The sequence below is a fragment of the Ochrobactrum sp. Q0168 genome, assembly GCF_016427605.1.
Classification (GTDB): Bacteria; Pseudomonadota; Alphaproteobacteria; order Rhizobiales; family Rhizobiaceae; genus Brucella.
In genome coordinates this window covers 46147-68966 of sequence record NZ_JAELXQ010000021.1, presented here as the reverse complement: position 1 = coordinate 68966, position 22820 = coordinate 46147, and the positions used below count along the sequence as shown (strand labels likewise).

The window sequence follows — 22820 nt, the reverse complement described above, 5'->3', positions numbered from 1 at the left end:
CAACCCCGCGCAAGTGTCTTGGATTCAAGACACCCGCTGAAGTGTTCGCCTCCCTTTTGCAGGAACCAGCATAATCAGATATGCCTCATCAACGGCATGATGCACTTGGGATAGCTTTTCCACCGGGGTGGGTTCTAGCTTGAAGTGCGACTTGCAAGCGATAACAACAAGCCGACATTTTAACTTTGCAGGTCGGCAGACATTTCAACTCACATCGCCCAGTTTTTCAGAGGGGTGCCACTTGGCTGCCCCTCTGGGATCAAGTCAGTAAAACCTACCAGCTCATCTGTGTGAACAGATTGCGGAACTGCCGTGGCTGTGAACGCAGAAACTGCGGTGCCGCCTCAATCGTTTCTCCGAAATGCGCTGCAGCGTGCCAAGGCCAGCGCGGATCATAAAGGATCGTCCGGGCAAGTCCGATCATATCCGCATCCCCTGTGGACAGTATCGCTTCGGCCTGTTCGAAATCCGTGATGAGCCCCACAGCAACGACTGGAATATTGACGGCCGCCTTTACAGCGCGCGCCAGCGGCACCTGATAGCTCGGACCGACCGGAATTTTCTGGCCCGCATCAAGTCCGCCACTCGAAACATGGATTGCTGCGCAACCTCTTGCGGCCAAAGCTTGCGAGAACGCCACGGTCTGCTCGATATCCCAACCGCGTTCGACCCAGTCCGTTCCGGAAACACGCATCGTCACCGGACGATCTGCCGGAAATGCTTCACGAACCGCGTCGAACACTTCCAGTGGAAAACGCAGACGGTTTTCCAGCGAACCGCCATATTCGTCGTCGCGCTTGTTCGAAAGCGGTGACAGGAATTCATGCAGAAGATAGCCGTGTGCGCCGTGAACCTGGATCGCATCCAGACCCAGCTGTGCCGAGCGTTGTGCAGCGCTTGCAAATGCATCGCGGATGCGCTTCAGCTCGTCTTTGTCCATCGCTGTCGGAGCATTGTCCGCGGAATTGAACGCCACAGCAGATGGCGCGATGGTCTGCCAGCCATTCTCGCGCTGCGGCGCAATCTGGCGTCCGCCTTTCCACGGCAGATCGGTGGATGCCTTTCTGCCTGCATGGGCTAGCTGTATGGCGATAGGCATGGATGACCAGCGACGAACACCATTAAGCGTCCGCTCCAATGCGGCCTCCGTTTCATCGGAATAAAGCCCGACATCCGCATAGCTGATCCTGCCTTCTGGGCTAACCGCCGTTGCCTCAATGGTCAATAGCCCTGCCCCGGACTGTGCCAGATTACCCAGATGCATCAGGTGCCAGTCGGTCGTCTTGCCGTCTTCGGCGGAGTACTGACACATAGGGGCAATCACAATGCGGTTTTTCAGATGCAAACCGCCCACTTCCAAAGGAGAAAATAGCTTCGTCTGGCTCATAATTCGTGCGCCTCTTATCGGAATCGATCTGTCAACTCCCCTGCTCTCAGGAGGTCCGTGGTCACATTTATCACAGGTTCTGTTTCATTTTCATTGTTTAGAAACTCATTGCATTCAATAAAATTGAAGTACATTCGAAGGAAAGCTTGGCTTGAAATTTCCGGTTGTATCCCGCACCAATTTTCGTGCGGGAATTAATACTTTTCCGACGATTTGCCGTTAAGAACAGGCCATTACTCATGGGGGATTTCATGGCCTGGAAATTCATGCTGGCGACGGCCGTTATGGCGGTGGCGCGTACAATGCCAAATGTCTTTAAGCCCAAAATTTTCAACACGCCAGCGAAGCCAGCGCTCGTCGCTGATAGTGCATTCGAGATGGAATTGACCCCCGCGCCGATTAAGCCCGATTGGATACTAAAGGGGTCGCCACGGGCGCGTTCATGTGAGCAATCTTCCAGTGGCGACCGGGCAGCTTTTACAGCGGTTTGGGATTGCACTGCTGGCGAATTCCGCTGGTATTTTGGCTGGGATGAAACGGTTTATATTCTCGAAGGCGAAGTGCACGTCACCGACGCCGACGGAAAACACCAAACGCTGAAAGCAGGCGATGTTGCATATTTTCGCGGCGGAACCTGGGCGACCTGGAAAATTGATCGCTATCTGAAGAAAGTCGCATTCATGCGACGTACCCTCCCCGCGCCGGCCTCCACTATTTATCGCATCAGCGATGCGTTGCGGAATCGCGTTGCACGGTTGTGAAGCCCGGTCGCGTTGACGGGCCGTGCGGCAATTTTGTATAATTGCCATGCTTGATGGGAATGGGGTTCTCCCGAAACCGCCGATTCTGGCTGATGACTCCTGATCGAATTGACAATAGGAACGCAATGGGCTGTGGGTTGTCCCTTGCCCGACTTTCTCCAGCATGTACTTTCGTTCCGCAATTTTGACAGGTGAATTATGCAAGCAACCATCATGGTGGCGCTCGGCGGAGCGATCGGAAGCGTGGCGCGTTACTGGCTCGCTCTATTGATGTTACCAGTCAGTCGCGATTTGCCCTGGGGCACAATCGTCATCAATATAATGGGATCGTTTGCGATTTCCTTTTTTGGCGCGCTGACGCCCGAACAAGGGCGCTTTGCCGTACCGGAGATCTGGCGCCTGGCCTTCATGGTCGGTGTTTGCGGCGGCTTCACCACTTTTTCGTCATTCAGCCTGCAAACGCTGGATCTTTTGAGAGCCGGCCAGCCCGGCAAAGCCCTCCTGAATATCGGCATCTCGGTCATCGTCTGCCTGATTGCCGTCTGGCTTGGTTTCCTTGCGGCGCAGCAGATCGACAGTGGCGCTCAACAGATCGCACAGACCGCGACTGAGGAAGAGGCGTCCTAAGCCGTCTGCTCGTCGGGCAGGCCTCGGCGCTCAGCTTTGGCCAGAATAGTCGACGTGCCGTCGACCTGCGCTTGGCTTAAGCGCCCTCCAAAAGGGGCGCGCCTCGCATACGCGAAGAACGTTGTTTTGTTCATGGGGTGTCCTTGGGAAGGGGTGATTGCTGGTGCCTTAACCGCAATCACAGAATGTTCGTCATGTCAGGAGAGTTGACCGGACGGTCGGGAACCGCGGGCGGCTGCGCGCGTTCATTTGCATGCGGGCGGGAGAAAGGGATTTGTTGCGATGTATAAGTTATCCGTAAGCGCAGCGGCGATATTGATGACACTTCTGTCCACGGATCCATCGCAGGCCCAAAGCATCGAAATCGGACCAAATGGCATCCAGGTAAATCCAGACGACAATCGTAGGATGGACCGTCAAGGTCGTGATTACGGCGAGGGTATTAGTGAGCGTCGAGCTGCAAGAATCGCACGTGGAGAAGGCATGGAGGAAGTTGAAAGCGTATCAAGGCGCCGAAATGTCTACGTCGTGCGAGGCTTGGATGGACGAGACGATGATATGCGCGTCGTGATCGACCGGCGCACTGGAGAGGTTTTGGAATCGGATTAAGGATAGTTTCCAGTGCCCTCGCGCTAGGCTCAGGACTCATTGATCAAAGCCAGAAGATGACTGCGGCTGCGATGCAGATGGCTGAGAAGAACGTATGGGCGCATCGGTCGTAGCGTGTGGCGATGCGCCTCCAGTCCTTGAGCTTAGCGAACAGGTTCTCGACCTTGTGGCGCTGACGGTAGAGGCCCTTGTCGTAGGCGAATGGAACTTTGCGGCTCCGGCTGGACGGGATGCACGGGCCTATGCCTCTGGCTTCGAGTTCCTCGCGGAACCAAGTGCTGTCGTATCCTCGATCGGCAGTCAGGTGATCGGCGGGAGGCAACGCGTCGAGCACGAGACGAGCGCCCTTGTGATCGCTCATCTGGCCTTCCGACAGGTGCAGGATAATTGGCCGTCCGTCACCGTCGCAAACGGTGTGGAGCTTCGAGTTCAATCCGCCCTTGGTTCGCCCGATACGACGGGGAACATCCCCTTTTTAAGCAGGCTCGCTGCCGTGCGGTGGGCCTTCAGATGCGTCGCGTCGATCATGATGCGCTCGGGTTTCGGCCCTTCGCCCGCAAGCCCGGAGAAGATACGATCGAAAACACCAAGGCGGCTCCAGCGGATGAAGCGGTTGTAGAGCGTCTTGTGCGGACCGTAGCCAACCGGCGCGTCCTTCCACTGCAGCCCGTTCCTGATCACATAGACGATGCCGCTTACCACGCGCCGGTCATCGACCCGCGCAACACCATACGAAAGCGGGAAATGCGGCGATATTCGCGCCATCTGGCGCTCGCTCAGCACAAACAAATCACCCATCAAGGCCTCCTTCTCGGAGAACGTGAATCACATCTCAGACGGAATTAATAGGTCCTGAGCCTAGGCCGTGCACTCATAAATAGGCTAGTTATTTGAATGAATTAGTGTTTCAAAGGCCTCGGATTTGGAGGTTTTTGATGTCACCTCGCCGCTATGAACTGACAGAACGAGAATGGACGATTATTGCGCCACTGTTGCCCTGCAAACCTCGTGGCGTGCCCCGGGTTGATGATCGCATGGTCCTCAATGGCATCCTGTGGCGCTTCCGCACTGGCTCGTCGTGGTCAGAAATCCCTGAACGCTATGGTATTGCAACGACCTGCTACAATCGGTTCGTACGCTGGCGTCGTGCCGGTGTCTGGGATCGGCTGCTGGAAGCTGTCTCTGAGGCCTATGATGGCGATATCGTGATGATCGATAGCACCTGTGTTCGTGTTCACCAGCACGGAGCCACGGGAAAAAGGGGGATGCCGACGATGGTTGCATGGGACGTTCCCGCGGCGGCCTCACAAGCAAAATCCACGCACTTGTTGATGCACAAGGCCGCCCGGTCAATCTTTGCCTGACCGGCGGACAGGTTGCCGATTGCTCTCGGGCCGAGGGTCTCATTGAACGCATGAAGGCAGGCGGCACGCTGCTTGCGGACAAAGCTTACGATACCGATGCGATCCGGAAGACAGCCGCAGAACAGAAAATCTGGGCCAATATTCCTCCCAAATCCAACCGTAAGGACGTCTTCGCGTTCTCGCCATGGCTATATCGCCAGAGAAATCTGGTCGAGCGGTTCTTTAATCGCATCAAACACTATCGTGGCATCGCCACACGTTACGATAAGAACCCTGCCAATTTCCTGGCAGCTGTCAAGATCATCGCTGTCCGCATCTGGTGCAATGTTTATGAGTCTACGCTCTAGCACCAGCTTCGAGTCGGAAACGAGCTTACGGGGTCTCGTCGGCAAAGAAAAGCCGCCTGAGTGGGCGGCGACTGTCAGTTGTGGAATTGCCAGTCGACCCACCTTGAGCTCGAATCCATGACTTTTAATCTCAAAAAGCAGGAACTCGATTGCAGATTGCCGTATTGAAGGACTTGTGCGACGGTTTCGGCTCTAAATTGGAGAGCCAGTATGTCCGACGGATTTCTACATAAATATTTCCTCAACAATAGCGGCAAGCGACTGCACAAGTGGATGCATTATTTCGACATTTACGAGCATCACTTTGATCGATTTAGGGATAAGGCTCCAACAATTATTGAGATCGGAGTGTTTGGTGGTGGTTCGCTCGCCATGTGGAAGGATTATTTCGGGCTAGGAGCTAAAATCATTGGTATCGACATTGATCCCACCTGCAAAGAACATGAACAACCCGGCATCGAGATCTTTATCGGCAGCCAAGACGATCCCGCTATTCTAGATCTGATCCTGTCAAAACACCCGGATATCGATATGGTTTTGGACGATGGCAGCCATCAGATGCGCCATATGATAACAAGTTTCCAGTACCTTTATCCGCGGATATCTCCCCGCGGTTGCTATATGGTTGAAGATACCCACACCTGCTATTGGGATGAATACGAAGGCGGTCTCAAGCGCCCTGGTTCTTTCATGGAATTCGTAAAGGATCGCTTAGACGACATTAATGCTTTCCATGCTCGCGAGGCTATTCTACCTTCCGAGTTCACCAAGACTACACAATCGATCACTACCTACGACAGCATCGTCGTGTTCGAAAAGCGCCCGCAAGGAATGAGGCAGGCTCCAATTACAGGCTCAATCGAAGCCATCAGAGAATAGTAGGGAGCCCCGCACCTCAACCGCTCGCTCCTCGCCAAACAGATCAGTCGCCATTTTTCCTGTACCGCTGCTGTAAGGTCTGCTGTGACGCCTGTCTCGGTCCACGTCGCGCCTTTAGGACATTGCGCTTCCATGATGTTTTCAGCGACGATATTGCCGTCTTTGTCTTTGTCTTTGTCTTTGTCTTTGGCAACGCCAACGATAGCAGTCTCATCCTTCACTCCCGAAACCGCATGCGGGGCGGACTGCTGAAGTTCATGAGCGACGAAGCCATGCACAAACTCGCCTTCACCGCCAATTCATTTGTGACGTACTGGGCGGAACGCCATAACGCGCAGCAAGGCAGGGCCTAGCTCTTCGAAAATCGGTCTGGCCAATGCTAAATGTCACCAACGGCTCGACATCGTATTTCAATCGATAGTCGGATGACGTGAGGAATTGCACCCCGTTTGCGCCATCGCCGCGAATGCCGCCTGATAGGCCATACCCGCTCTTGTAAAGCCCCACCACATACATGCTAGCATTATCATAAAAGAACATTGCAGCGGAATGTGACCCAGCGACCGCCTGCCCCTGAATTGCTGGGGTGCCAGTTTCAGGCGTAGATACAGGCAGAATACTGCCGACGTAAAACCTTCCACTCGTCTTAAAAGTTCCGGTTAAGCTCGTATCGCCAGCGTAATCGATTGGGGTATATCCCAGCGAAGGGACAGCGGGCGTTGTGCTCGCAAGCATTGTACGGGCTTGCGAAGTAAGGTCAGCGAGAGCCGCCGTATTTGTTTCTGTGAAGTAGGGAAATTTATCCGCAGCACCAGCAAGAGCCAGCAGAGCAAGCGCCGCTGCCGTGATATCCGATTGAGTGAGATTTCCAGACCCATCCGTATTTAGAATTTGGTTCGCCGCCAAGGTCAGCGCCGCCAGCTTGCCAAGACTGCCCGTTCGGGTCCCGAATGCCGAAGGTAGCCGGATCGGCCAAATCCATCGTGCCGACGCCGGTAAAGATCGGTACCATTCCTGCGGAGCCAACCAGCGCAGCGAATGCTTCGATATTCTCGCTGGACAGCAGGCCGATCATATTACGAATCGCGCCCTGATACCGGCTGCCCTCTGGCTGGAAGCGGATACGAAGAGCGAGGCCTGTACCGGCTCATTTCTACGTGGAAACCAACATGAAGCGATCAGAAAGGGAACGATTTAGCATCGAGACGTAAAAAATCGTCTAGGCTGTAAAATGGGCGATAAAAAACAGGTGCTAAGTGATTGATTTTGGTGAGCGCGCAGGGATTCGAACCCTGGACCTACTGATTAAAAGTCAGTTGCTCTACCGGCTGAGCTACGCGCTCCCTGAGGAACAAATCGTCCCTGGAAGTGCGGCGGAACATAAGGGCGAGTTTTCGAATGGTCAACACCATAAAATCAGGTTTCTCCAACATAAATTCAAAAAATCCTGTCAACTGCACGTAATCCAGCGCCATAGAGAAATGAGCGGGGTATCAATCAGCGCAAGCTGATGGTTTTCAGTCCCTTTTTGCAAAAGAAAAGCCGCCCTTCAAAGCGGCTTTGTGCTCATTCAGGCCGAATCTATCAGCGATACGGTGAGTAACACTGCTGACGCGGTCCGTTATAAGGTTGGAACGTATTGTCCGAGCTCCGGTAAGACCGATAGCGGTCATAGCACCACTGGATATGCGCGCTGCTGTTATAAACAGGCGCGCGGTAGACCGGCGGAGGTGGAGGCGGGGGAGCGGCGATAGCCCCGCCGATGATTGCGCCCGCACCGAAGGCCGCCAGCGGATACCACCAGCCGTCGCTGTGACGGCGATAACCGTGGCGGGAGGAGTTATAGCCGCGATGGCCGTTCCAATAGCCCGGACCCGGACGATAACCGCCGCCGTGCCAGCCTGGACGCGGTCCCGGACGGTATCCGTTCCAGTGTCCCCCGTGGCCTCTCCAGCGATGGTCACGGACCTGCTGGATGTTTTCGTTGGCCGCAGCCGGTGCCGAAGGCATCATCGGCGCAGCCGATGCGGGTGCGATTGCGCCGATCAAAAATGTCGCGCCAATCGTTCCGGCCAAGAGTGCCTTGCCAGACGAAAAACGTGTGAAGTTGCTCTTCATTATGCTTCTCCTTTTCAGGTGCACGCATCATGAAGTCTCCCACATGAATGCACGCTGAATATGCTCGGCAATACTATCAGATTTTAAAATGAAAGCAAATTACCTCTTATATTTCAGTAAATTACCATGAAATATGAAAAAATTAAATCAACCAGTCGAGGGCATGAAAATGATGCTATCGTGGCTTTTCCCGCCTCAGGTTGCCTTTAAATTCCCCCACCGGCACCATCTGCAAGTAGATTCGCGCAGCGACGACATAGGCATTGAGTTCCGCCCGGCACACCTTATAGAACCTGAAGAAAGCTGCAGAATCTTGCTCCCATTTTAACCTGGTCTTTGTTCGGTTCAGGATGGTTGCTGGACTAGGCAGCACTTTGCGGGATTTTGGATATGGGTGGTGCAGCCTTGTTGAACGATGCAACGCGGTGGGGATCTCAAACGGGTCTTGGTGCGACGGAAGAGGAATGGGTGGAGCTGGTCTCGCATCTGCCCGAGGAACAGTCTATGCTGCTGTCGGATCTGGTCGAGCGGCACAAGCAGGATTTCGTGGAAATCTTCTACAGCCGTCTCATGCAAAACCGTGAAGCGGCAGCCTTTCTTTCCCAGACCATCGTTCACGACCGCCTGCAACATTCGCTGCGTGACTGGCTTGTGCATCTTTTGGTGAGCCGCCCGACGGATGTGGCTGCTTTCGTACAGGAACAACGCAAGATCGGCGAGGTTCACGCCCGCATTCAAGTGCCGATCCACGTCGTCATGCAAGGCGCGCGGCTGCTGAAGAATGAGATCATCCGCCAGTTGAAGAACAGCGTTCTGGAGCGTAATGCGCTGGCGCGACTGATCGTGCATGTCAGCAATGCGGTCGATATCGCTATCGAGATCATGAGCCAGGCCTTTGTGAAAGACGCCCGTAAAAGCGCCCAGACCGACGAAGCTTATCGCGCCTTCACGCTGAGCCACGACATTCCGCTGGAACGGGAATCGCAGCGCGCGGCGCTGATGGAGTGGAGCCAGTCCCTGCTGTTCAATCTTTATGGCAACAGCGACAGCCCCCTCCTCTCGCTTGGGAGCTCAGATTTCGGTCTTTGGCTGCAGCACAAGGCCGACATGCTGTTCTCGGGTTCGACAACGCTTGAGCGCCTGCGTCAGACCGTCAATCAGATAGATTACGAGTTGCTGCCCGCCCTGACTTCTGCCCGCAAAAGTGACGCCGCCGGACTTGCGGCGATCATGACCGAGTTCCAGACCCGAATCGGCGAAGCAAAGTTTCTGCTGGCGGAACTGTTTCAGGCGGCGGCAACGATGGAGACCGGCCGCGACCCGCTGACGCGTGCGCTGAATCGCCGTTTCCTGCCGCCCATTCTGACGCGCGAAATCCGCATGGCCTCGCAGAAAGGACTCGATCTCAGCATTCTGATGGTTGATATCGACCACTTCAAACGGATCAACGACACGCATGGCCATAGTGGTGGCGACGCCATACTGCAGCAGGTCGCGGAAACGATTCTGGCCCATTGCCGCCCGGGAGATTTTGTCTTCCGCTATGGTGGCGAAGAATTTCTCGTCGCGCTTGTCGAAACCGATGAACACAGAGCCTTTGCGATCGGTGAAGAGCTGCGCGAGCTGGTGCAGCAGCAGAAGTTCAACCTGACAAATGGTACACTGGATACGGTGACACTTTCCATCGGCATTGCGACTTTCAACGGCCATCCAGACTATACGCATCTGGTCGATGCCGCTGATCAGGCGCTCTATCGGGCCAAGCAGGCTGGCCGCAATCGCTGCGAAACGGAAGTGCCGCTCGCGGTTCAGTGAAGAGCAGAGGCATTTTGACATCTGGAAACGGGCGCTGAAAACCGCCATATGCTGCCATCATGACCAATTCTGCCTCACTTATGGATAATTCCTCCAAGCCGCAACGAGACGCGCTCAACGTGCAGTTTCTGCCTGTGGACGCCGATGCGCCGCCGGTGGAATGGCTCGTGGCAGAGGGGCTTACCGATTACGAGGAAGCGCTTGCCTTCATGGAGGCGCGGGTGCAGGCCATTCGTGAAGGCACGGCGAATGAACTTGTCTGGCTGGTAGAGCACCCTCCCCTTTATACGGCGGGCACGAGCGCGCGGGCGGAAGATTTACTGACGCCGGACAGTTTGCCGGTGTTCAACACTGGCCGCGGCGGCGAATATACCTATCACGGCCCCGGCCAGCGTGTGGCCTATGTGATGCTGGATTTGAAGCGCCGGCGCGAAGATGTGCGCGCTTTCGTGGCGGCATTGGAACAATGGATCATTGAAAGCCTCGCCGAATTCAACGTCAAGGGCGAGCGTCGCGAAGATCGCGTTGGCGTGTGGGTGATGCGCCCTGAAAAGCCGCGCCTTGCCAATGGCGATATGTGCGAGGACAAGATCGCCGCTATCGGCATTCGTCTGCGCCGCTGGGTCAGCTTTCACGGCATCGCCATCAATGTCGAGCCTGATCTCGGCCATTATGGCGGCATCGTGCCGTGCGGCATTTCCGAACACGGCGTCACCAGCCTTGTCGATCTTGGCTTGCCGGTGACCTTGGGCGACATGGACGTGGCGCTTGGCAAAGCCTTTGAGAATGTATTCGGCCCACGCGTGATAAAATAAGCGTCAGGCTTCGACCTTCAGCTTGCGCTCGCGCATGAAGACATAGAAGCCTGAGCCGATGATAATCGCGATGCCGAACCATTTGGACGGCGTTGGAAAATCGCCGAAGACGATCAGCCCGACCAGAACGGCATTCACGATTTCCAGATATTGAAACGGGGCCAGCATCGAGGCTGGCGCCAGTTTGAAGGCGTGCACGACCATAAGGTGACTGACCGTGCCGATACTGCCCAGAAGCAGCAAGAGCAGCCAGGGCTGGAAACCATTGGGTAAGCCGAAGCTCAGATCTGCAAATCCCATGGACGGGCCGATGAGCATCGCAAAGCCTGCAAACATCCATCCGCCGATACCGGCATATAACTGCATGACGAGCGGGCTTTCCTTCGCGCCGAGTTTGCGGTTCAGGATCAGATAGATCGCGAATGTCACTGCCGTCGCCAGCGGCAGCAGCGAGACTGCGCCGAAAATCTCGAAGCTTGGCTGGATGACGATCATCGTCCCGATGAGGCCGATGCCGACCGCGCTGAAACGCCGCCAGCCGACTTTCTCCTTGAGGAAGATCGCCGAAAGCAGCGTGAGGATGAGCGGCTCCGCGAAGAAAACAGCCATGGCGTCTGCCAGCGGCATATATTTGACCGCTGTGAAGAAGCACAGGCCGCCGAAGCCCATCAGCACACCGCGTATAAGATTGCCCGTCAAATGCTGGGTGCGAAGGGCTGCAACACCACCGCCCGCCACCAGCAGAATGACAAACATGAGTCCGCTTTGCACGAAAAAACGCATGAATGTGACGGTAGCCGGAGGCATGTTGTCCATCATGGCCAGCCATTTGCCGATGGCGTCCATCAGCGGCAGCATCAGCACCGAGACGACCATAATGGCCATGCCTTTTACATGCGCTTCCACGCCGCCTGCCGCGCTGCCCTGCATTTCCCGCTCACAATTTCTTCTAAATGCTCGTTTGTCCGCTGTAGGCCAACAACGGCCCCGTTTCCATCATATTTATCGAATGAACGACCGCTTGTTTGACTTTCGCCTTGTTTCTAGTGCAGACCGACCCAACATCACACGAAAACCTTTGATAAAGCCGTGCGAAACTGGAACGTAAGGCGAACTTCATTCGCCTTTCATGGCTGCGCATGGCATCATTCGGGTGATTCGCAGACAGTATATTTGCGGTCCATGCCGGGGCAGCAAGCCGCATGGTCCTTCCTGAAATTCTGACAGAGAGATTATCGGGCAAAGATGGACGACAGCAACGATCTCTTTTCAAGAGTGGTGAACAATGCTCGAGAGAGGCAAGTTGAACGGCAGGTGGAACGGCGTAGTGAAAAGAGCGCCGCGCCCCAACCCGTCGCGCCGCCTGTGGCAACGCCGTTGCCTTCTGCACCTGCTTCCCAGGCCGCAAAACCGGTTGCGACCAAGGCCCCGCCGGTTTCATCCGGCGGCGATGATTACAACGCCTCGTCCATCCGCGTTCTCGAGGGACTGGAGCCGGTGCGCCTGCGCCCCGGCATGTATATCGGCGGCACCGATGAAAAGGCGCTGCATCACCTGTTCGCGGAAGTCATCGATAACTCGATGGACGAAGCGGTTGCAGGCCACGCAAACTTCATTGAAGTCAGCCTTGATGCTGAAGGTTTCATCACCGTTTCGGATAACGGGCGCGGCATTCCGGTTGAGGAGCACCCACAGGTGCCGGGAAAGTCGACACTCGAAGTCATCATGACCAAGCTCCATGCGGGCGGCAAGTTCGACGGCAAGGCCTATGAAACATCGGGCGGCCTGCACGGCGTCGGTGTCTCGGTGGTCAACGCGCTGTCCGACGTGCTGGAAGTGGAAGTCGCGCGCAATCGTCGCCTCTATCGCCAGCGCTTTTCGCGCGGTATTCCGCAGGGCGGGCTGGAAGATGCAGGCGAAGTGCACAATCGTCGTGGCACGCGTGTTCGCTTTCATCCGGACCCGGATATTTTCGGCAAGACGGCGCATTTCGATCCGCACCGGCTTTATCGTATGGCGCGGTCGAAGGCCTATCTGTTCGGCGGTGTTGAAATCCGCTGGAACTGCGATCCTTCGCTGCTCGACCCGAAAAAGGAAACGCCTGAAAAGGCCGTTTTCCATTTCCCCGGTGGCCTGAAGGATTATCTTCAGGCGTCGCTCGGCAAGGAACATCAGGTTACGCGCGAGCTTTTTGCCGGCAAGACCGAAAAGCAAGGCGGACATGGAGCCGTTGAATGGGCGGTCACATGGTTCGGCGGCGACGGCTTTGTCCATTCCTATTGTAATACGATTCCGACCGCCGACGGCGGCACGCATGAGGCCGGTCTGCGCATTGCGCTGACGCGCGGTCTCAAGGCCTATGCGGAGCTGACCAATAACAAGCGTGCTTCGATCATCACGACGGATGACGTGATGGTTTCGGCGGCGGGCATGTTGTCGGTGTTCATCCGCGAGCCGGAATTCGTTGGCCAGACCAAGGACAAGCTGGCGACGGTGGAAGCGCAGCGCATCGTGGAAAATGCGATCCGCGATCCGTTTGACCATTGGCTGGCAGCCTCGCCGCAGGAAGCTTCGCGCCTGCTCGACTGGGTGGTGGACCGGGCGGAAGAACGCCTGCGCCGTCGACAGGAAAAGGAAACAGTCCGCAAGAGTGCGACACGCAAACTGCGCCTGCCCGGCAAGCTGGCCGATTGCACGCAGAATGCGGCAGCGGGTGCCGAGCTGTTCATCGTCGAGGGTGACTCGGCAGGCGGTTCGGCCAAGCAGGCGCGTAACCGCGCCACGCAGGCGATCCTGCCGCTGCGCGGCAAGATTCTCAACGTCGCCAGTGCAGGCCGTGAGAAGCTGACCGCCAACCAGCAAATTGCCGATCTTATTCAGGCGCTTGGCAGCGGCACGCGGAAGAATTATCGCGAAGACGATCTGCGCTATGACCGCGTGATCATCATGACGGATGCTGACGTGGACGGGGCGCATATCGCATCGCTTTTGATCACTTTCTTCTATCAGGAAATGCCAGAACTGATCCGCAACGGCCATCTTTATCTGGCCGTGCCGCCCCTTTACCGTCTGAGTCAGGGCGGCAAGACCGCCTATGCGCGTGACGACGCCCATAAGGACGAATTGTTGCGCACCATGTTTACCGGACGCGGCAAGGTGGAAATCGGTCGCTTCAAAGGTCTTGGTGAAATGCGCGCCGAGCAGTTGAAGGAAACCACGATGGACCCGAAGAAGCGCACATTGCTGCGGGTGCAGGTGGATGAAGATTATGTCGATGAAACCCGCAATACCGTCGATGAGCTGATGGGAACCAAGCCTGAAGCCCGCTTCCGCTTTATCACGGATCGCGCCGCCTTCGTGGAAGAACTCGACATCTAGACGACGCTCAACACGGATAGAGCGGCACGCTGGTTCCGGCCAGCCGCCGCTCTTTTCATATCTGAGCCTGATATTCCAATGATTTGAAAAGACTGATGTTTATGCTTTCGCGTCGATACCCAGTCGCGACTCGATATCCTCCAGTGATTCTTTGACAAAGAAAGTCTGATCGGCACTCATCGTCAGAATACGCGTGCCGGTGCCATAGGCATTGTAGGATAGAACGTGGTTGAAGTTGATTGCGAGTTTTTCGCCGCTCACATCCGTCAGCATGATCCACATGATAGCCCTCCTCCTCTAAAATCTGGTTCTCTTTAGAAGGATAGGCGCGCGGGCCTGTTCGGCAACCGAGGATGGTTTAAAGCGTTGCGCGCATTCGCACTTTTTCAACGACGCGCCCCATGCTGACGGAATCTTCTTCGCCCCGCCACTCGATGCGGAAGCCCATTTTCTCATAAAGACCAATGGCCGGGAGATTATCGGCATGCGTGCCGATCGTTGCTGAATCGAAGCCATCCAGCAGAATTTGCGCCATCAGCGCATCGAGTATACCTCCGCCGATGCCCTGTCCGTGATAGGGCGGATCGATCCAGAGATCAGCGATATAGTTGCTACCGGGAACGCGAGCGCCCCAGCCGAGAATTTTCCCGTTTGCTTCTGCTACAAGAACGCCATCGGCATTCTCATGCAGATAGCGAAGAAAATTCGATTCCAGCTCTGCGCGACGCTGATCGCTTAGCGGCGCGCTTTTGGCCGGAATTTCCCATGCCCTGACCGCAAGCTCGGCTATAAAAACAAATTCGCCGGGGGAGCCCCGGCGAATAAGAACGTCAACTTTTACCACCATTTGGCCGGGGTAAAGCGCCCGGCCGCCTGCTCGATGGCATGGGCTGTCTGGAACAGCGTTTCTTCCTCGAACGGGCGACCGATCAGCTGAAGGCCAAGTGGCAAGCCCTGCCCGTTGATACCAGCAGGCACTGCAATGCCCGGAAGACCGGCCATGTTTACCGTCACGGTGAAGATGTCGTTGAGGTACATCTTGACCGGATCGTTGGCGAGGTCTTCGTCCGCAAGGCCGAAAGCTGCCGACGGCGTCGCAGGCGTGAGAATTGCGTGCACGCCCTTGGCGAAAACGTCCTCGAAATCCTTCTTGATCAGCGTGCGAACCTTCTGAGCGCGCAGATAATAGGCGTCATAATAGCCAGCAGACAGCACATAGGTGCCGATCACGATGCGGCGCTTCACTTCCTTGCCGAAACCAGCTGCGCGGGTCTGCTCATACATATCGGCAATGTCCTTGCCGGGCACGCGCAGGCCATAGCGCACGCCGTCATAGCGCGCGAGGTTTGACGAAGCTTCTGCCGGTGCGACGATGTAATAGGCAGGCAGCGCATATTTCGTATGCGGCAGCGAAATATCGACGATTTCCGCACCTGCATCCTTCAGATACTGAATGCCCTTCTGCCAAAGTTCTTCGATTTCGCCCGGCATGCCATCGACGCGATATTCCCGCGGAATGCCGATCTTGATGCCCTTCAGCGACTTGCCGATGGCTGCTTCATAATCGGGCACCGGCAGATCGACCGAGGTGGTGTCCTTTAGGTCGAGCGAAGCCATGGACTTCAGCAGAATAGCGGCATCGCGCACGTCACGGGCAATCGGGCCAGCCTGATCGAGCGACGAGGCGAAAGCAACCGTGCCCCAACGCGACACGCGGCCATAGGTCGGCTTGATACCGACCGTGCCGGTGAAGGCGGCAGGCTGGCGGATGGAGCCGCCCGTATCGGTTGCGGTGGCACCGGCGCAAAGTTGGGCGGCGACAGCAGCAGCCGAACCGCCGGACGAACCGCCGGGCACGAGATCGGCATTGGAGCCCTTGGCGCGCCATGGGTTCTTGACCGCGCCGTAATAGGAGGTTTCGTTGGACGAGCCCATGGCGAATTCGTCCATGTTAAGCTTGCCCAGCATGACCGCGCCATCGGCCCACAGATTGGCAGTCACGGTCGATTCATATTCCGGCTTGAAACCGTCGAGAATGTGCGAGCAAGCCTGCGTATGCACGCCCTTGGTCGCGAACAGGTCTTTCACGCCGAGCGGAATGCCTTCGAGCGTCCCCGCTTGGCCCTTGGCGATGCGTTCATCCGAAGCCTTGGCCATGGAGCGCGCCTGATCATGCGTAACCGCCACATAGGCATTGATGGCTTCATTGGCGGCGTCGATAGCGGCAAGATAGGCATCGGTCAGCTCGGTCGCGGTGATGGCCTTGGCCTTCAGCTTGTCGCGCGCTTCGGCAATGGTCAGTGCGGTCAGTTCGCTCATCGTCAAATCCTGTCAGTGCGCCTTGGAGAGACGCTTTTCAAAAAAGGCGCTGTATTCGGAGTCCGGATAATCCAGAACCACACCGCAGCGCGTAAAACCCGAATTCTCATAAAGCCGCCAGGCACCGGCAAAACCGGGACCTGTTCCGGTTTCAAGCACAAGGCGCGAAACATTTTTCGCATGGGCCAGCCCGACAATCGCATCGACGAGAGCGGACCCCACACGTTGGCCGCGCACCTCCGGACGGGTGAACATGCGCTTGAGTTCACCGGTGCCGTCTTCGTGCATCTTCAAAGCGCCGCAACCGACAGCCCTGCCCGTCTCATCGCGCGCCACGAAAACCGTCGTGTCCGGCTCCGCCATCTGCTCGACCGTCATCTTGAACTGGAATTCCAGTGGTGACAGCGGCAACATATGCGCGTTCAGGTGCTCCACCAGCTCGCGCACATCGTCGTGCAACGGGGTCTCGATCGAAACCCGAACGGCCATGGCTTACTCCACGACCTTCGGAACGACGAAGAAATTGTCTTCCGTGACCGGCGCATTGGCAACCACCGCGTCGGCGATGCCGCCATCGGTGACCTTGTCATCGCGAAGACGCATCTTCATCGGCGTTACCGAGGTCATCGGCTCTACACCGTCCACATTGACTTCGTTCAATTGCTCGACAAAGCCCAGAATTGCATTGAGTTCACCGGTCATGCGTTCGGCATCGTCTTCGCTGACGGCGATGCGCGCGAGATGCGCGACGCGTTTGACGGTGGAAATATCGACGGACATTCTGTTCTCCGCAAATGCTGGATCAGGGCGGCGAACCGCCACCCTGAAGGTTCTTTGCTACGGCTATAACGGGGCGATTGTTGAAGCGCAACATTTCTTGCGCGCCAAATCCTACTCAGAACGTGTGAACCGTTCCCGCCGGGTCGGCCACAACCTTCGTGACCGGGTGATCGGCCATGCCGGCCACGAACTTGTCCGCAGTCTGGTCGATGATCGGGAACGAGCCGTAATGGCATGGCAGCACGGTCTTGAAGTTGAAGTAACGCTGGCAGGCCAGAGCCGCCACCGCGCCGCCCATGGTGAAGCGGTCACCAATCGGCACGATGCCGATTTCAGGCTGGTGCAGCTCGTTGATGAGCGCCATGTCGGAGAAAATATCCGTATCGCCCATATGATAAAGCGTCGCGTCGTCCTGGAAGTGGAGCACCAGACCGTTCGGATTGCCAAGCGCCTGCGAAACACCGTTTTCGGTTAGAAAGGCCGAAGAATGCAGTGCATTGACAAAGGTGACCGTGAAGCCGTCATGCGCCTGCGTGCCGCCGGTATTGCCCGCGTCGAGCTTTTCCACGCCCTGACTGCCAAGCCATGCTGCGAGGTCAGCGTTGGCGATGACGGTTGCGCCGTGTTCCTTGGCGATGGCAACGGTGTCGCCGATGTGATCGCCGTGGCCGTGGGTCAGTGCGATGTGGGTGACGCCCTTGGTCGCTTCCTTGAAATCGATGCCTTTTGCACCGGGATTGCCGTTCAGGAACGGATCGATGAGGATGACCGCTTGTGCGGTTTCAATGCGGAAGGCGGCGTGGCCGAGCCAGGTCAGTTTCATGAAGATTCTCCTTCGATCTCGATTTCCGGGTTGAGAACAGATATGACGCCGATAAAGTTGAAAGCAATATGAAGACCCTTCAAATTCCGATGAGGACTTATGGCTGTCGTTGAAATCGAGGAAATCCCGGCCCTGCTGAAGCCCGGTCAAACGATTGCCGGACTGGACCTTGGCACCAAGACCATTGGGCTTGCCGTTTCTGACCTGGGGTTTTCCTTTGCCAATCCGCGTCCCGTCATCAAGCGCGTTAAATTCACGCTGGATGCGCAAGCGCTTTTGAAAGCGCTGGAGGCGGATAAGGTCGGCGTGATCGTGATCGGCTTGCCAATGAACATGGACGGCACCTCTGGCCCCCGTGTTCAGGCGACGCGCGCTTTCGTGCGGACTATGCAGCCGCTCACCGACCTGCCTTTCGTGTTCTGGGATGAACGGCTATCCACCGTTGCCGCCGAACGCGCGCTGATCGGCATGGATGTTTCCCGCGGCAAGCGGGCCGAACGTATCGATTCGGCTGCTGCCGCTTTCATTCTCCAAGGCGCGCTCGACCGCCTGCATCTGATCAGGCGGTCGGAAGCAGACGATGATTATGACGCCGGATAAAGCTGGTCGAGAATGCGCATTGCATCATGGCGCGCATCGAGCATGCCATAGGTGCTGCGCCATTGGCCGCCAAGGCGCGTTTCGATGAAAGCGTCGGCGATATCGTCTGCGCCAAGCTGGCGCAACTCTGCAGCCGCGGCTGCATAGGCAAGCTGCTCCGTCAGAAGTCGCGCAACGCCCTGATCGGTCTCCGTCAGCTGCAAGGCAGCGCGCAGAACATCGATAGTACCCTGCCCGCGCGGGCCAAGCTGACCGCCGATCCATTCCAGCACTTCGTCAAACAGACCGGGCGCACGCGACAGAACACGCGCCACGTCCAGCGCCATGACATTGCCGGAGCCTTCCCAGATCGCATTGACCGGTGCTTCGCGATAGGCGCGCGCCAGATTGCCCTCTTCGATATAGCCATTGCCGCCAAGGCACTCCATGGCTTCATAGAGCACTGCAGGCGCGATCTTGCATACCCAATATTTGACCACAGGGGTCATGCAGCGGGCGAAAGCGGCTTCGGCGCGATCACCTGCCGCCATATCGAAAGCGCGGGCAAGACGCATGGAAAGAGCAGTAGCTCCGGCGACGTCCAGCGCCATATCGGCCAGAACGCGGCTCATCAAAGGCTGTTCGATCAGCGGCTTGCCGAAGACCTCGCGATGGCGGCAATGGTGCACGGCTTCAGCCAGACCGGAACGCATCAGGCCTGCCGATGCAACGGCACAATCGAGCCGCGTCAGCGTGACCATGTCCATGATGGTTTTAACGCCCTCGCCCGGATTGCCGATCAGGTAACCGATAGCGCCGTCAAACTCGACTTCCGACGAAGCATTGGACTTGTTGCCGAGCTTGTCCTTGAGACGCTGGAAGGCAAAGCCGTTGCCTTTGCCTTCCGAAGTGAGGCGCGGAACAAGAAAGCAGGAAAGCTGCTCATCGACCTGCGCCAAAACCAGAAACGCATCCGACATCGGCGCGGACATGAACCATTTATGCCCGGTGATCGTATAAGTGCCATCTTCATTGACTGTCGCGCGGGTGGTGTTGGTGCGCACATCCGTGCCGCCCTGCTTTTCCGTCATGCCCATACCGAGCGTGACGCCGTTTTTGCTCAGCGCGGGCTTTTGCGAAAAGTCGTATTTGCGCGACAGGACCCCAGCCGACCATTCCTTATAAATTTCCGGCGCGCCCATGACTGCCGCAAGCGAGGCGCTTGTCATGGTCAGCGGGCAAAGATGCCCTGCCTCAAGCTGTGCGGTCAGATAAAAGCGTGCGGCGCGGGCCTGATGACGGCGGCCGGTTTCTGCCGGATTGTCCTCCCAGATCGAGCAATGCAGGCCATGCGCAATGGAACGGCGCATCAGCGCATGATAGGCCGGGTGATATTCGACAAGATCGATCCGATTGCCCTGCCGGTCATGGGTGCGCAGCTTTGGCAGTTCCGTATTGGCGAGCCGCGCCAGATCCTGCGCTTCCGCCGACTGCACGAAACGCCCTGTCTGTTCCAGCTCATTGTGAAGCTCTTTTGGAAAACGAGCCGCAATCTGCATCAGAAGCGGATCGCCCAGATATGCATTCGTGCCCGTCATGGGCGGCGTCTGGTTGGTGACTTCGTGCGTTTTCAAAAGCTCATTCCGTGTGTTCGTTTTGTTCAACTTAACCGTCTTGCACCGCATTTGCTAAAAATTTGCCATGCATTCCCGAATTTGTCGCCCGAACGGCACAGGTTTTTCTTGGGGAATCGGCGTGTGCCGTTATAAGTGTCTGAATTAAAAAAGCGGCAGGCCGTGGCGAAAATGGTGATTTCGAGAACCGGAGCGCAGCGTACATTAAAGTACGCGAGCACCGGAAGCGCAGAAATTGCCATTTGCAGACCGGCATGGTGACTTTTGGATTAGACACTAAGGACGGTTGCGGAACCCGCCGCATGGTCCTATACGGGTGACTTGCCATGATAAAAGAACCGGTCTCTCCGCTTTTCCCTCACCGCCACCTGCTTGGCATCAAGGGGCTATCGCCCCTGGACATTCTCTGCCTCCTCGATCTAGCCGATCAGGAAATCGCCGTATCCCGGCAACCAGAGAAGAAAAAGTCCGTGCTGCGCGGTCGCACGCAAATCAATCTTTTCTTCGAAGCATCGACGCGAACGCAGTCTTCGTTCGAACTGGCTGGTAAACGGCTCGGTGCCGATGTGATGAACATGTCAGTCGGCAATTCGTCGGTCAAGAAGGGCGAAACGCTCATCGATACGGCGATGACACTGAACGCGATGCAACCGGATATTCTGGTCATCCGTCACGCCTCTGCCGGTGCCGCCGCCCTGCTCGCCCAGAAGGTCGGATGCTCGGTCGTCAATGCGGGCGACGGCGCGCATGAACATCCCACACAGGCTCTGCTCGATGCGCTGACGATCCGTCGCGCCAAGGGCCAGATCGAAAACCTGATTGTCGCCATTTGCGGCGACGTGCTCCACTCCCGCGTGGCGCGCTCCAACATTCTGCTTCTCAATGCTCTCGGCGCGCGCGTTCGTGTCGTCGCGCCATCCACACTTCTGCCTTCCGGCATGGCGGATATGAGTGTCGAAGTCTTCAACTCGATGGAAGAAGGCCTGAAAGATGCTGATGTGGTCATGATGCTGCGCTTGCAACGCGAACGCATGGCCGGGTCCTTCGTGCCTTCGGTGCGTGAATATTTCCGCTTCTACGGCCTCGACAAGGAAAAGCTGAAATATGCAAAGCCTGATGCACTTGTGATGCATCCAGGCCCGATGAACCGCGGCGTTGAAATTGCTTCCGATGTCGCCGATGGCCCACAAAGCGTCATTCAGCAGCAGGTGGAAATGGGCGTCGCCGTGCGCATGGCCGTTATGGAAGCCCTGCTCGATCCGCGCCGTAATCCCAATAATGGAGAAGCAGCATGAGCGCGGTTCTGTTTGAAAATGCGCGCATCATTGATCCGTCACGCGGTCTCGATGAAACCGGCAGTGTGCTTATTCTAGACGGCAAGATTGTTGCCGCCGGGGCAGATGCCCGCAATCAGGGCGCACCGGAAGGCGCGGAAATCATCGATCTGGACGGCAAAGCCGTTCTGCCGGGTCTGGTGGACTCGCGGGTATTTATCGGCGAGCCCGGCGCAGAGCATCGCGAGACCATTGCATCGGCCAGCCGCGCTGCCGCCGCCGGTGGCGTCACCTCGATCATCATGATGCCGGATACGGATCCGGTCATCGACGATGTGGCGCTGGTGGAATTCGTCAAGCGGACCGCTCGCGATACCGCCATCGTCAATGTGCATCCGGCTGCGGCCATCACCAAAGGCTTGCACGGCGAAGAAATGACCGAAATCGGTCTGCTGCGCGATGCTGGCGCTGTTGCCTTCACCGAAGGTCGCCAGACAATTGCCAATACGCAGCTGATGCGCCGCGCGCTGACTTATGCGCGTGATTTCAACGCGGTCATCGCCTGCGAAACGCGTGATCCCTATCTCGGCGCTAATGGCGTGATGAATGAGGGCCTGTTCGCAAGCTGGCTCGGCCTTTCCGGAAGCCCGCGCGAAGCCGAGGTCATCCCGCTGGAGCGCGATCTGCGCCTCGCCGCGCTGACCAACAGCAATTATCACGCAGCGCAGCTTTCCTGCGCCATGTCGGCGGACGCCATGCGCCGCGCCAAGGATCTCGGCGCAAAGGTGACGGCTGGTGTGTCGATCAATCATCTGTCGCTCAATGAGAACGACATTGGCGAGTTCCGCACCTTCTTCCGTCTTTCGCCGCCGCTGCGCAGCGAACAGGATCGGCTTGCCATGGTCGAGGCGGTCAAGAACGGCACGATCGATATCGTCGTCTCCGCGCATGATCCGCAGGACGTAGACACCAAGCGCCTGCCTTTTGCGGATGCAGAAGCTGGCGCCATCGGTCTGGAAACGCTTCTCGGCGCGGCCCTTCGCCTCTATCACAATGACAGCATTCCGCTGTTGCGTCTGGTCGAAGTGCTGTCTACCGCCCCGGCTAAGATTTTCGGTCTGGATGCAGGCACGCTCAAGCCCGGCGCTTCGGCTGATCTTGCCATCGTCGATCTGGACGAGCCGTGGATCGTGCGGGAGGAAGACCTGCATTCGCGCTCAAAGAACAGCTGTTTTGAAAGCGCCCGCTTCCAGGGTCGCGTGGTCCGCACTATAGTCGCCGGCAAGACCGTTTATTTGGCATAAGAATCCG

Annotated in this window: 23 protein-coding genes, 1 tRNA gene and 1 riboswitch; of the genes, 11 read left to right on the top strand and 13 right to left on the bottom strand. The window is 56.9% G+C overall.

The window, feature by feature from the left end; genetic code table 11:
- Positions 1–274: 274 nt before the first annotated feature.
- The gene (locus JAU75_RS21935; protein ID WP_199058613.1) at positions 275–1387 is read right to left on the bottom strand and encodes an NADH:flavin oxidoreductase/NADH oxidase; all 1113 of its coding nucleotides are present in this window, start codon (positions 1385–1387) and stop codon (positions 275–277) included.
- 251 nt (positions 1388–1638) lie between these two features.
- Here JAU75_RS21935 and JAU75_RS21930 point away from each other — a divergent pair, with 251 nt between their 5' ends.
- The 3 genes from JAU75_RS21930 (at position 1639) to JAU75_RS21920 (ending at position 3384) form a co-directional block, all read left to right on the top strand.
- A complete protein-coding gene (locus tag JAU75_RS21930) occupies positions 1639–2148 on the top strand; it encodes a cupin domain-containing protein (protein ID WP_199058612.1) in 510 nt (169 codons plus the stop codon).
- Positions 2149–2194: 46 nt separating this feature from the next.
- Positions 2195–2257, top strand: a riboswitch (Fluoride riboswitch).
- 89 nt (positions 2258–2346) lie between these two features.
- Complete coding sequence (crcB, locus tag JAU75_RS21925) at positions 2347–2775, top strand: fluoride efflux transporter CrcB (RefSeq protein ID WP_199058611.1); 429 nt, start codon at positions 2347–2349, stop codon at positions 2773–2775.
- 282 nt (positions 2776–3057) lie between these two features.
- Complete coding sequence (locus JAU75_RS21920; RefSeq protein WP_199058610.1) at positions 3058–3384, top strand: PepSY domain-containing protein; 327 nt, start codon at positions 3058–3060, stop codon at positions 3382–3384.
- Positions 3385–3427: 43 nt separating this feature from the next.
- Here the strand turns inward: JAU75_RS21920 and JAU75_RS21915 are convergent.
- A protein-coding gene (locus JAU75_RS21915; RefSeq protein WP_199058609.1) for an IS5 family transposase occupies positions 3428–4182 on the bottom strand; the annotation gives its coding sequence in 2 pieces (ribosomal slippage) (positions 3428–3849 and positions 3849–4182; 756 coding nt in all).
- A 137-nt stretch (positions 4183–4319) separates the two neighbouring features.
- Between JAU75_RS21915 and JAU75_RS21910 the strand changes: the two genes are divergently transcribed.
- A protein-coding gene (locus JAU75_RS21910; protein ID WP_247880582.1) for an IS5 family transposase occupies positions 4320–5095 on the top strand; the annotation gives its coding sequence in 2 pieces (ribosomal slippage) (positions 4320–4638 and positions 4638–5095; 777 coding nt in all).
- Positions 5096–5305: 210 nt separating this feature from the next.
- Positions 5306–5974 carry a class I SAM-dependent methyltransferase gene (locus JAU75_RS21905; RefSeq protein ID WP_199058607.1) on the top strand — a complete coding sequence of 223 codons (669 nt, stop codon included), beginning with the start codon at positions 5306–5308 and terminating at the stop codon, positions 5972–5974.
- Between the two features lie 288 nt (positions 5975–6262).
- Here the strand turns inward: JAU75_RS21905 and JAU75_RS21900 are convergent, their stop codons facing one another.
- From JAU75_RS21900 to JAU75_RS21890, 3 genes are all read right to left on the bottom strand, one after another.
- The gene (locus JAU75_RS21900; RefSeq protein ID WP_199058606.1) at positions 6263–6880 is read right to left on the bottom strand and encodes a hypothetical protein; all 618 of its coding nucleotides are present in this window, start codon (positions 6878–6880) and stop codon (positions 6263–6265) included.
- A 361-nt stretch (positions 6881–7241) separates the two neighbouring features.
- Positions 7242–7317: transfer RNA gene (locus tag JAU75_RS21895), tRNA-Lys, on the bottom strand.
- A 241-nt stretch (positions 7318–7558) separates the two neighbouring features.
- The gene (locus tag JAU75_RS21890) at positions 7559–8092 is read right to left on the bottom strand and encodes a BA14K family protein (RefSeq protein WP_199058605.1); all 534 of its coding nucleotides are present in this window, start codon (positions 8090–8092) and stop codon (positions 7559–7561) included.
- A 390-nt stretch (positions 8093–8482) separates the two neighbouring features.
- Between JAU75_RS21890 and JAU75_RS21885 the strand changes: the two genes are divergently transcribed.
- Positions 8483–9907, top strand: coding sequence for a GGDEF domain-containing protein (locus JAU75_RS21885; RefSeq protein WP_199058604.1), 1425 nt, complete (start codon positions 8483–8485; stop codon positions 9905–9907).
- 80 nt (positions 9908–9987) lie between these two features.
- Positions 9988–10722, top strand: a complete 735-nt coding sequence (gene lipB, locus JAU75_RS21880; protein WP_371836229.1) for a lipoyl(octanoyl) transferase LipB — start codon at positions 9988–9990, stop codon at positions 10720–10722.
- 3 nt (positions 10723–10725) lie between these two features.
- Here lipB and JAU75_RS21875 read toward each other — a convergent pair whose 3' ends face one another.
- On the bottom strand, positions 10726–11652 hold the full coding sequence (locus tag JAU75_RS21875; protein WP_199058602.1) for a DMT family transporter: 927 nt from the start codon (positions 11650–11652) through the stop codon (positions 10726–10728).
- Between the two features lie 315 nt (positions 11653–11967).
- Here JAU75_RS21875 and parE point away from each other — a divergent pair, with 315 nt between their 5' ends.
- The gene (gene parE / locus JAU75_RS21870; RefSeq protein WP_199058601.1) at positions 11968–14100 is read left to right on the top strand and encodes a DNA topoisomerase IV subunit B; all 2133 of its coding nucleotides are present in this window, start codon (positions 11968–11970) and stop codon (positions 14098–14100) included.
- Between the two features lie 99 nt (positions 14101–14199).
- On the opposite strand, the gene JAU75_RS21865 is transcribed toward parE, so the two are convergent.
- The 6 genes from JAU75_RS21865 to JAU75_RS21840 form a co-directional block, all read right to left on the bottom strand.
- Complete coding sequence (locus tag JAU75_RS21865; RefSeq protein ID WP_078336968.1) at positions 14200–14382, bottom strand: hypothetical protein; 183 nt, start codon at positions 14380–14382, stop codon at positions 14200–14202.
- Between the two features lie 76 nt (positions 14383–14458).
- Positions 14459–14947, bottom strand: coding sequence for a GNAT family N-acetyltransferase (locus tag JAU75_RS21860; protein ID WP_199058600.1), 489 nt, complete (start codon positions 14945–14947; stop codon positions 14459–14461).
- Entirely contained in the window at positions 14938–16419 is a 1482-nt protein-coding gene (gene gatA / locus JAU75_RS21855) for an Asp-tRNA(Asn)/Glu-tRNA(Gln) amidotransferase subunit GatA (protein ID WP_199058599.1), read from the bottom strand. Before gatA ends, JAU75_RS21860 begins: the two co-directional genes overlap by 10 nt.
- Positions 16420–16431: 12 nt before the next feature.
- Positions 16432–16908 carry a GNAT family N-acetyltransferase gene (locus tag JAU75_RS21850; RefSeq protein WP_199058598.1) on the bottom strand — a complete coding sequence of 159 codons (477 nt, stop codon included), beginning with the start codon at positions 16906–16908 and terminating at the stop codon, positions 16432–16434.
- 3 nt (positions 16909–16911) lie between these two features.
- On the bottom strand, positions 16912–17199 hold the full coding sequence (gene gatC, locus JAU75_RS21845) for an Asp-tRNA(Asn)/Glu-tRNA(Gln) amidotransferase subunit GatC (protein ID WP_199058597.1): 288 nt from the start codon (positions 17197–17199) through the stop codon (positions 16912–16914).
- A 115-nt stretch (positions 17200–17314) separates the two neighbouring features.
- Positions 17315–18022, bottom strand: coding sequence for a metal-dependent hydrolase (locus tag JAU75_RS21840; RefSeq protein WP_199058596.1), 708 nt, complete (start codon positions 18020–18022; stop codon positions 17315–17317).
- A 99-nt stretch (positions 18023–18121) separates the two neighbouring features.
- On the opposite strand from JAU75_RS21840, the gene ruvX reads away from it, so the two are divergent.
- Positions 18122–18622, top strand: coding sequence for a Holliday junction resolvase RuvX (ruvX, locus tag JAU75_RS21835; RefSeq protein ID WP_199058595.1), 501 nt, complete (start codon positions 18122–18124; stop codon positions 18620–18622).
- On the opposite strand, the gene JAU75_RS21830 is transcribed toward ruvX, so the two are convergent.
- Positions 18607–20235, bottom strand: coding sequence for an acyl-CoA dehydrogenase family protein (locus tag JAU75_RS21830; protein WP_199058594.1), 1629 nt, complete (start codon positions 20233–20235; stop codon positions 18607–18609). The genes ruvX and JAU75_RS21830 overlap by 16 nt on opposite strands.
- Before the next feature lie 326 nt (positions 20236–20561).
- On the opposite strand from JAU75_RS21830, the gene JAU75_RS21825 reads away from it, so the two are divergent.
- Together JAU75_RS21825 and JAU75_RS21820 are read left to right on the top strand one after the other, a co-directional pair.
- Entirely contained in the window at positions 20562–21530 is a 969-nt protein-coding gene (locus JAU75_RS21825) for an aspartate carbamoyltransferase catalytic subunit (protein ID WP_199058593.1), read from the top strand.
- Complete coding sequence (locus JAU75_RS21820; protein WP_199058592.1) at positions 21527–22813, top strand: dihydroorotase; 1287 nt, start codon at positions 21527–21529, stop codon at positions 22811–22813. The genes JAU75_RS21825 and JAU75_RS21820 overlap by 4 nt, the downstream gene beginning before the upstream one ends.
- Positions 22814–22820 lie beyond the last annotated feature (7 nt).

Coding starts and splice junctions, on each gene's coding strand:
- JAU75_RS21935 (WP_199058613.1), bottom strand. CDS start 1,387: ATGAGCCAGACGAAGCTATTTTCTCCTTTGGAAGTGGGCGGTTTGCAT.
- JAU75_RS21930 (WP_199058612.1), top strand. CDS start 1,639: ATGGCCTGGAAATTCATGCTGGCGACGGCCGTTATGGCGGTGGCGCGT.
- crcB (WP_199058611.1), top strand. CDS start 2,347: ATGCAAGCAACCATCATGGTGGCGCTCGGCGGAGCGATCGGAAGCGTG.
- JAU75_RS21920 (WP_199058610.1), top strand. CDS start 3,058: ATGTATAAGTTATCCGTAAGCGCAGCGGCGATATTGATGACACTTCTG.
- JAU75_RS21905 (WP_199058607.1), top strand. CDS start 5,306: ATGTCCGACGGATTTCTACATAAATATTTCCTCAACAATAGCGGCAAG.
- JAU75_RS21890 (WP_199058605.1), bottom strand. CDS start 8,092: ATGAAGAGCAACTTCACACGTTTTTCGTCTGGCAAGGCACTCTTGGCC.
- JAU75_RS21885 (WP_199058604.1), top strand. CDS start 8,483: ATGGGTGGTGCAGCCTTGTTGAACGATGCAACGCGGTGGGGATCTCAA.
- lipB (WP_371836229.1), top strand. CDS start 9,988: ATGGATAATTCCTCCAAGCCGCAACGAGACGCGCTCAACGTGCAGTTT.
- JAU75_RS21875 (WP_199058602.1), bottom strand. CDS start 11,652: ATGCAGGGCAGCGCGGCAGGCGGCGTGGAAGCGCATGTAAAAGGCATG.
- parE (WP_199058601.1), top strand. CDS start 11,968: ATGGACGACAGCAACGATCTCTTTTCAAGAGTGGTGAACAATGCTCGA.
- JAU75_RS21865 (WP_078336968.1), bottom strand. CDS start 14,382: ATGTGGATCATGCTGACGGATGTGAGCGGCGAAAAACTCGCAATCAAC.
- JAU75_RS21860 (WP_199058600.1), bottom strand. CDS start 14,947: ATGGTGGTAAAAGTTGACGTTCTTATTCGCCGGGGCTCCCCCGGCGAA.
- gatA (WP_199058599.1), bottom strand. CDS start 16,419: ATGAGCGAACTGACCGCACTGACCATTGCCGAAGCGCGCGACAAGCTG.
- JAU75_RS21850 (WP_199058598.1), bottom strand. CDS start 16,908: ATGGCCGTTCGGGTTTCGATCGAGACCCCGTTGCACGACGATGTGCGC.
- gatC (WP_199058597.1), bottom strand. CDS start 17,199: ATGTCCGTCGATATTTCCACCGTCAAACGCGTCGCGCATCTCGCGCGC.
- JAU75_RS21840 (WP_199058596.1), bottom strand. CDS start 18,022: ATGAAACTGACCTGGCTCGGCCACGCCGCCTTCCGCATTGAAACCGCA.
- ruvX (WP_199058595.1), top strand. CDS start 18,122: ATGGCTGTCGTTGAAATCGAGGAAATCCCGGCCCTGCTGAAGCCCGGT.
- JAU75_RS21825 (WP_199058593.1), top strand. CDS start 20,562: ATGATAAAAGAACCGGTCTCTCCGCTTTTCCCTCACCGCCACCTGCTT.
- JAU75_RS21820 (WP_199058592.1), top strand. CDS start 21,527: ATGAGCGCGGTTCTGTTTGAAAATGCGCGCATCATTGATCCGTCACGC.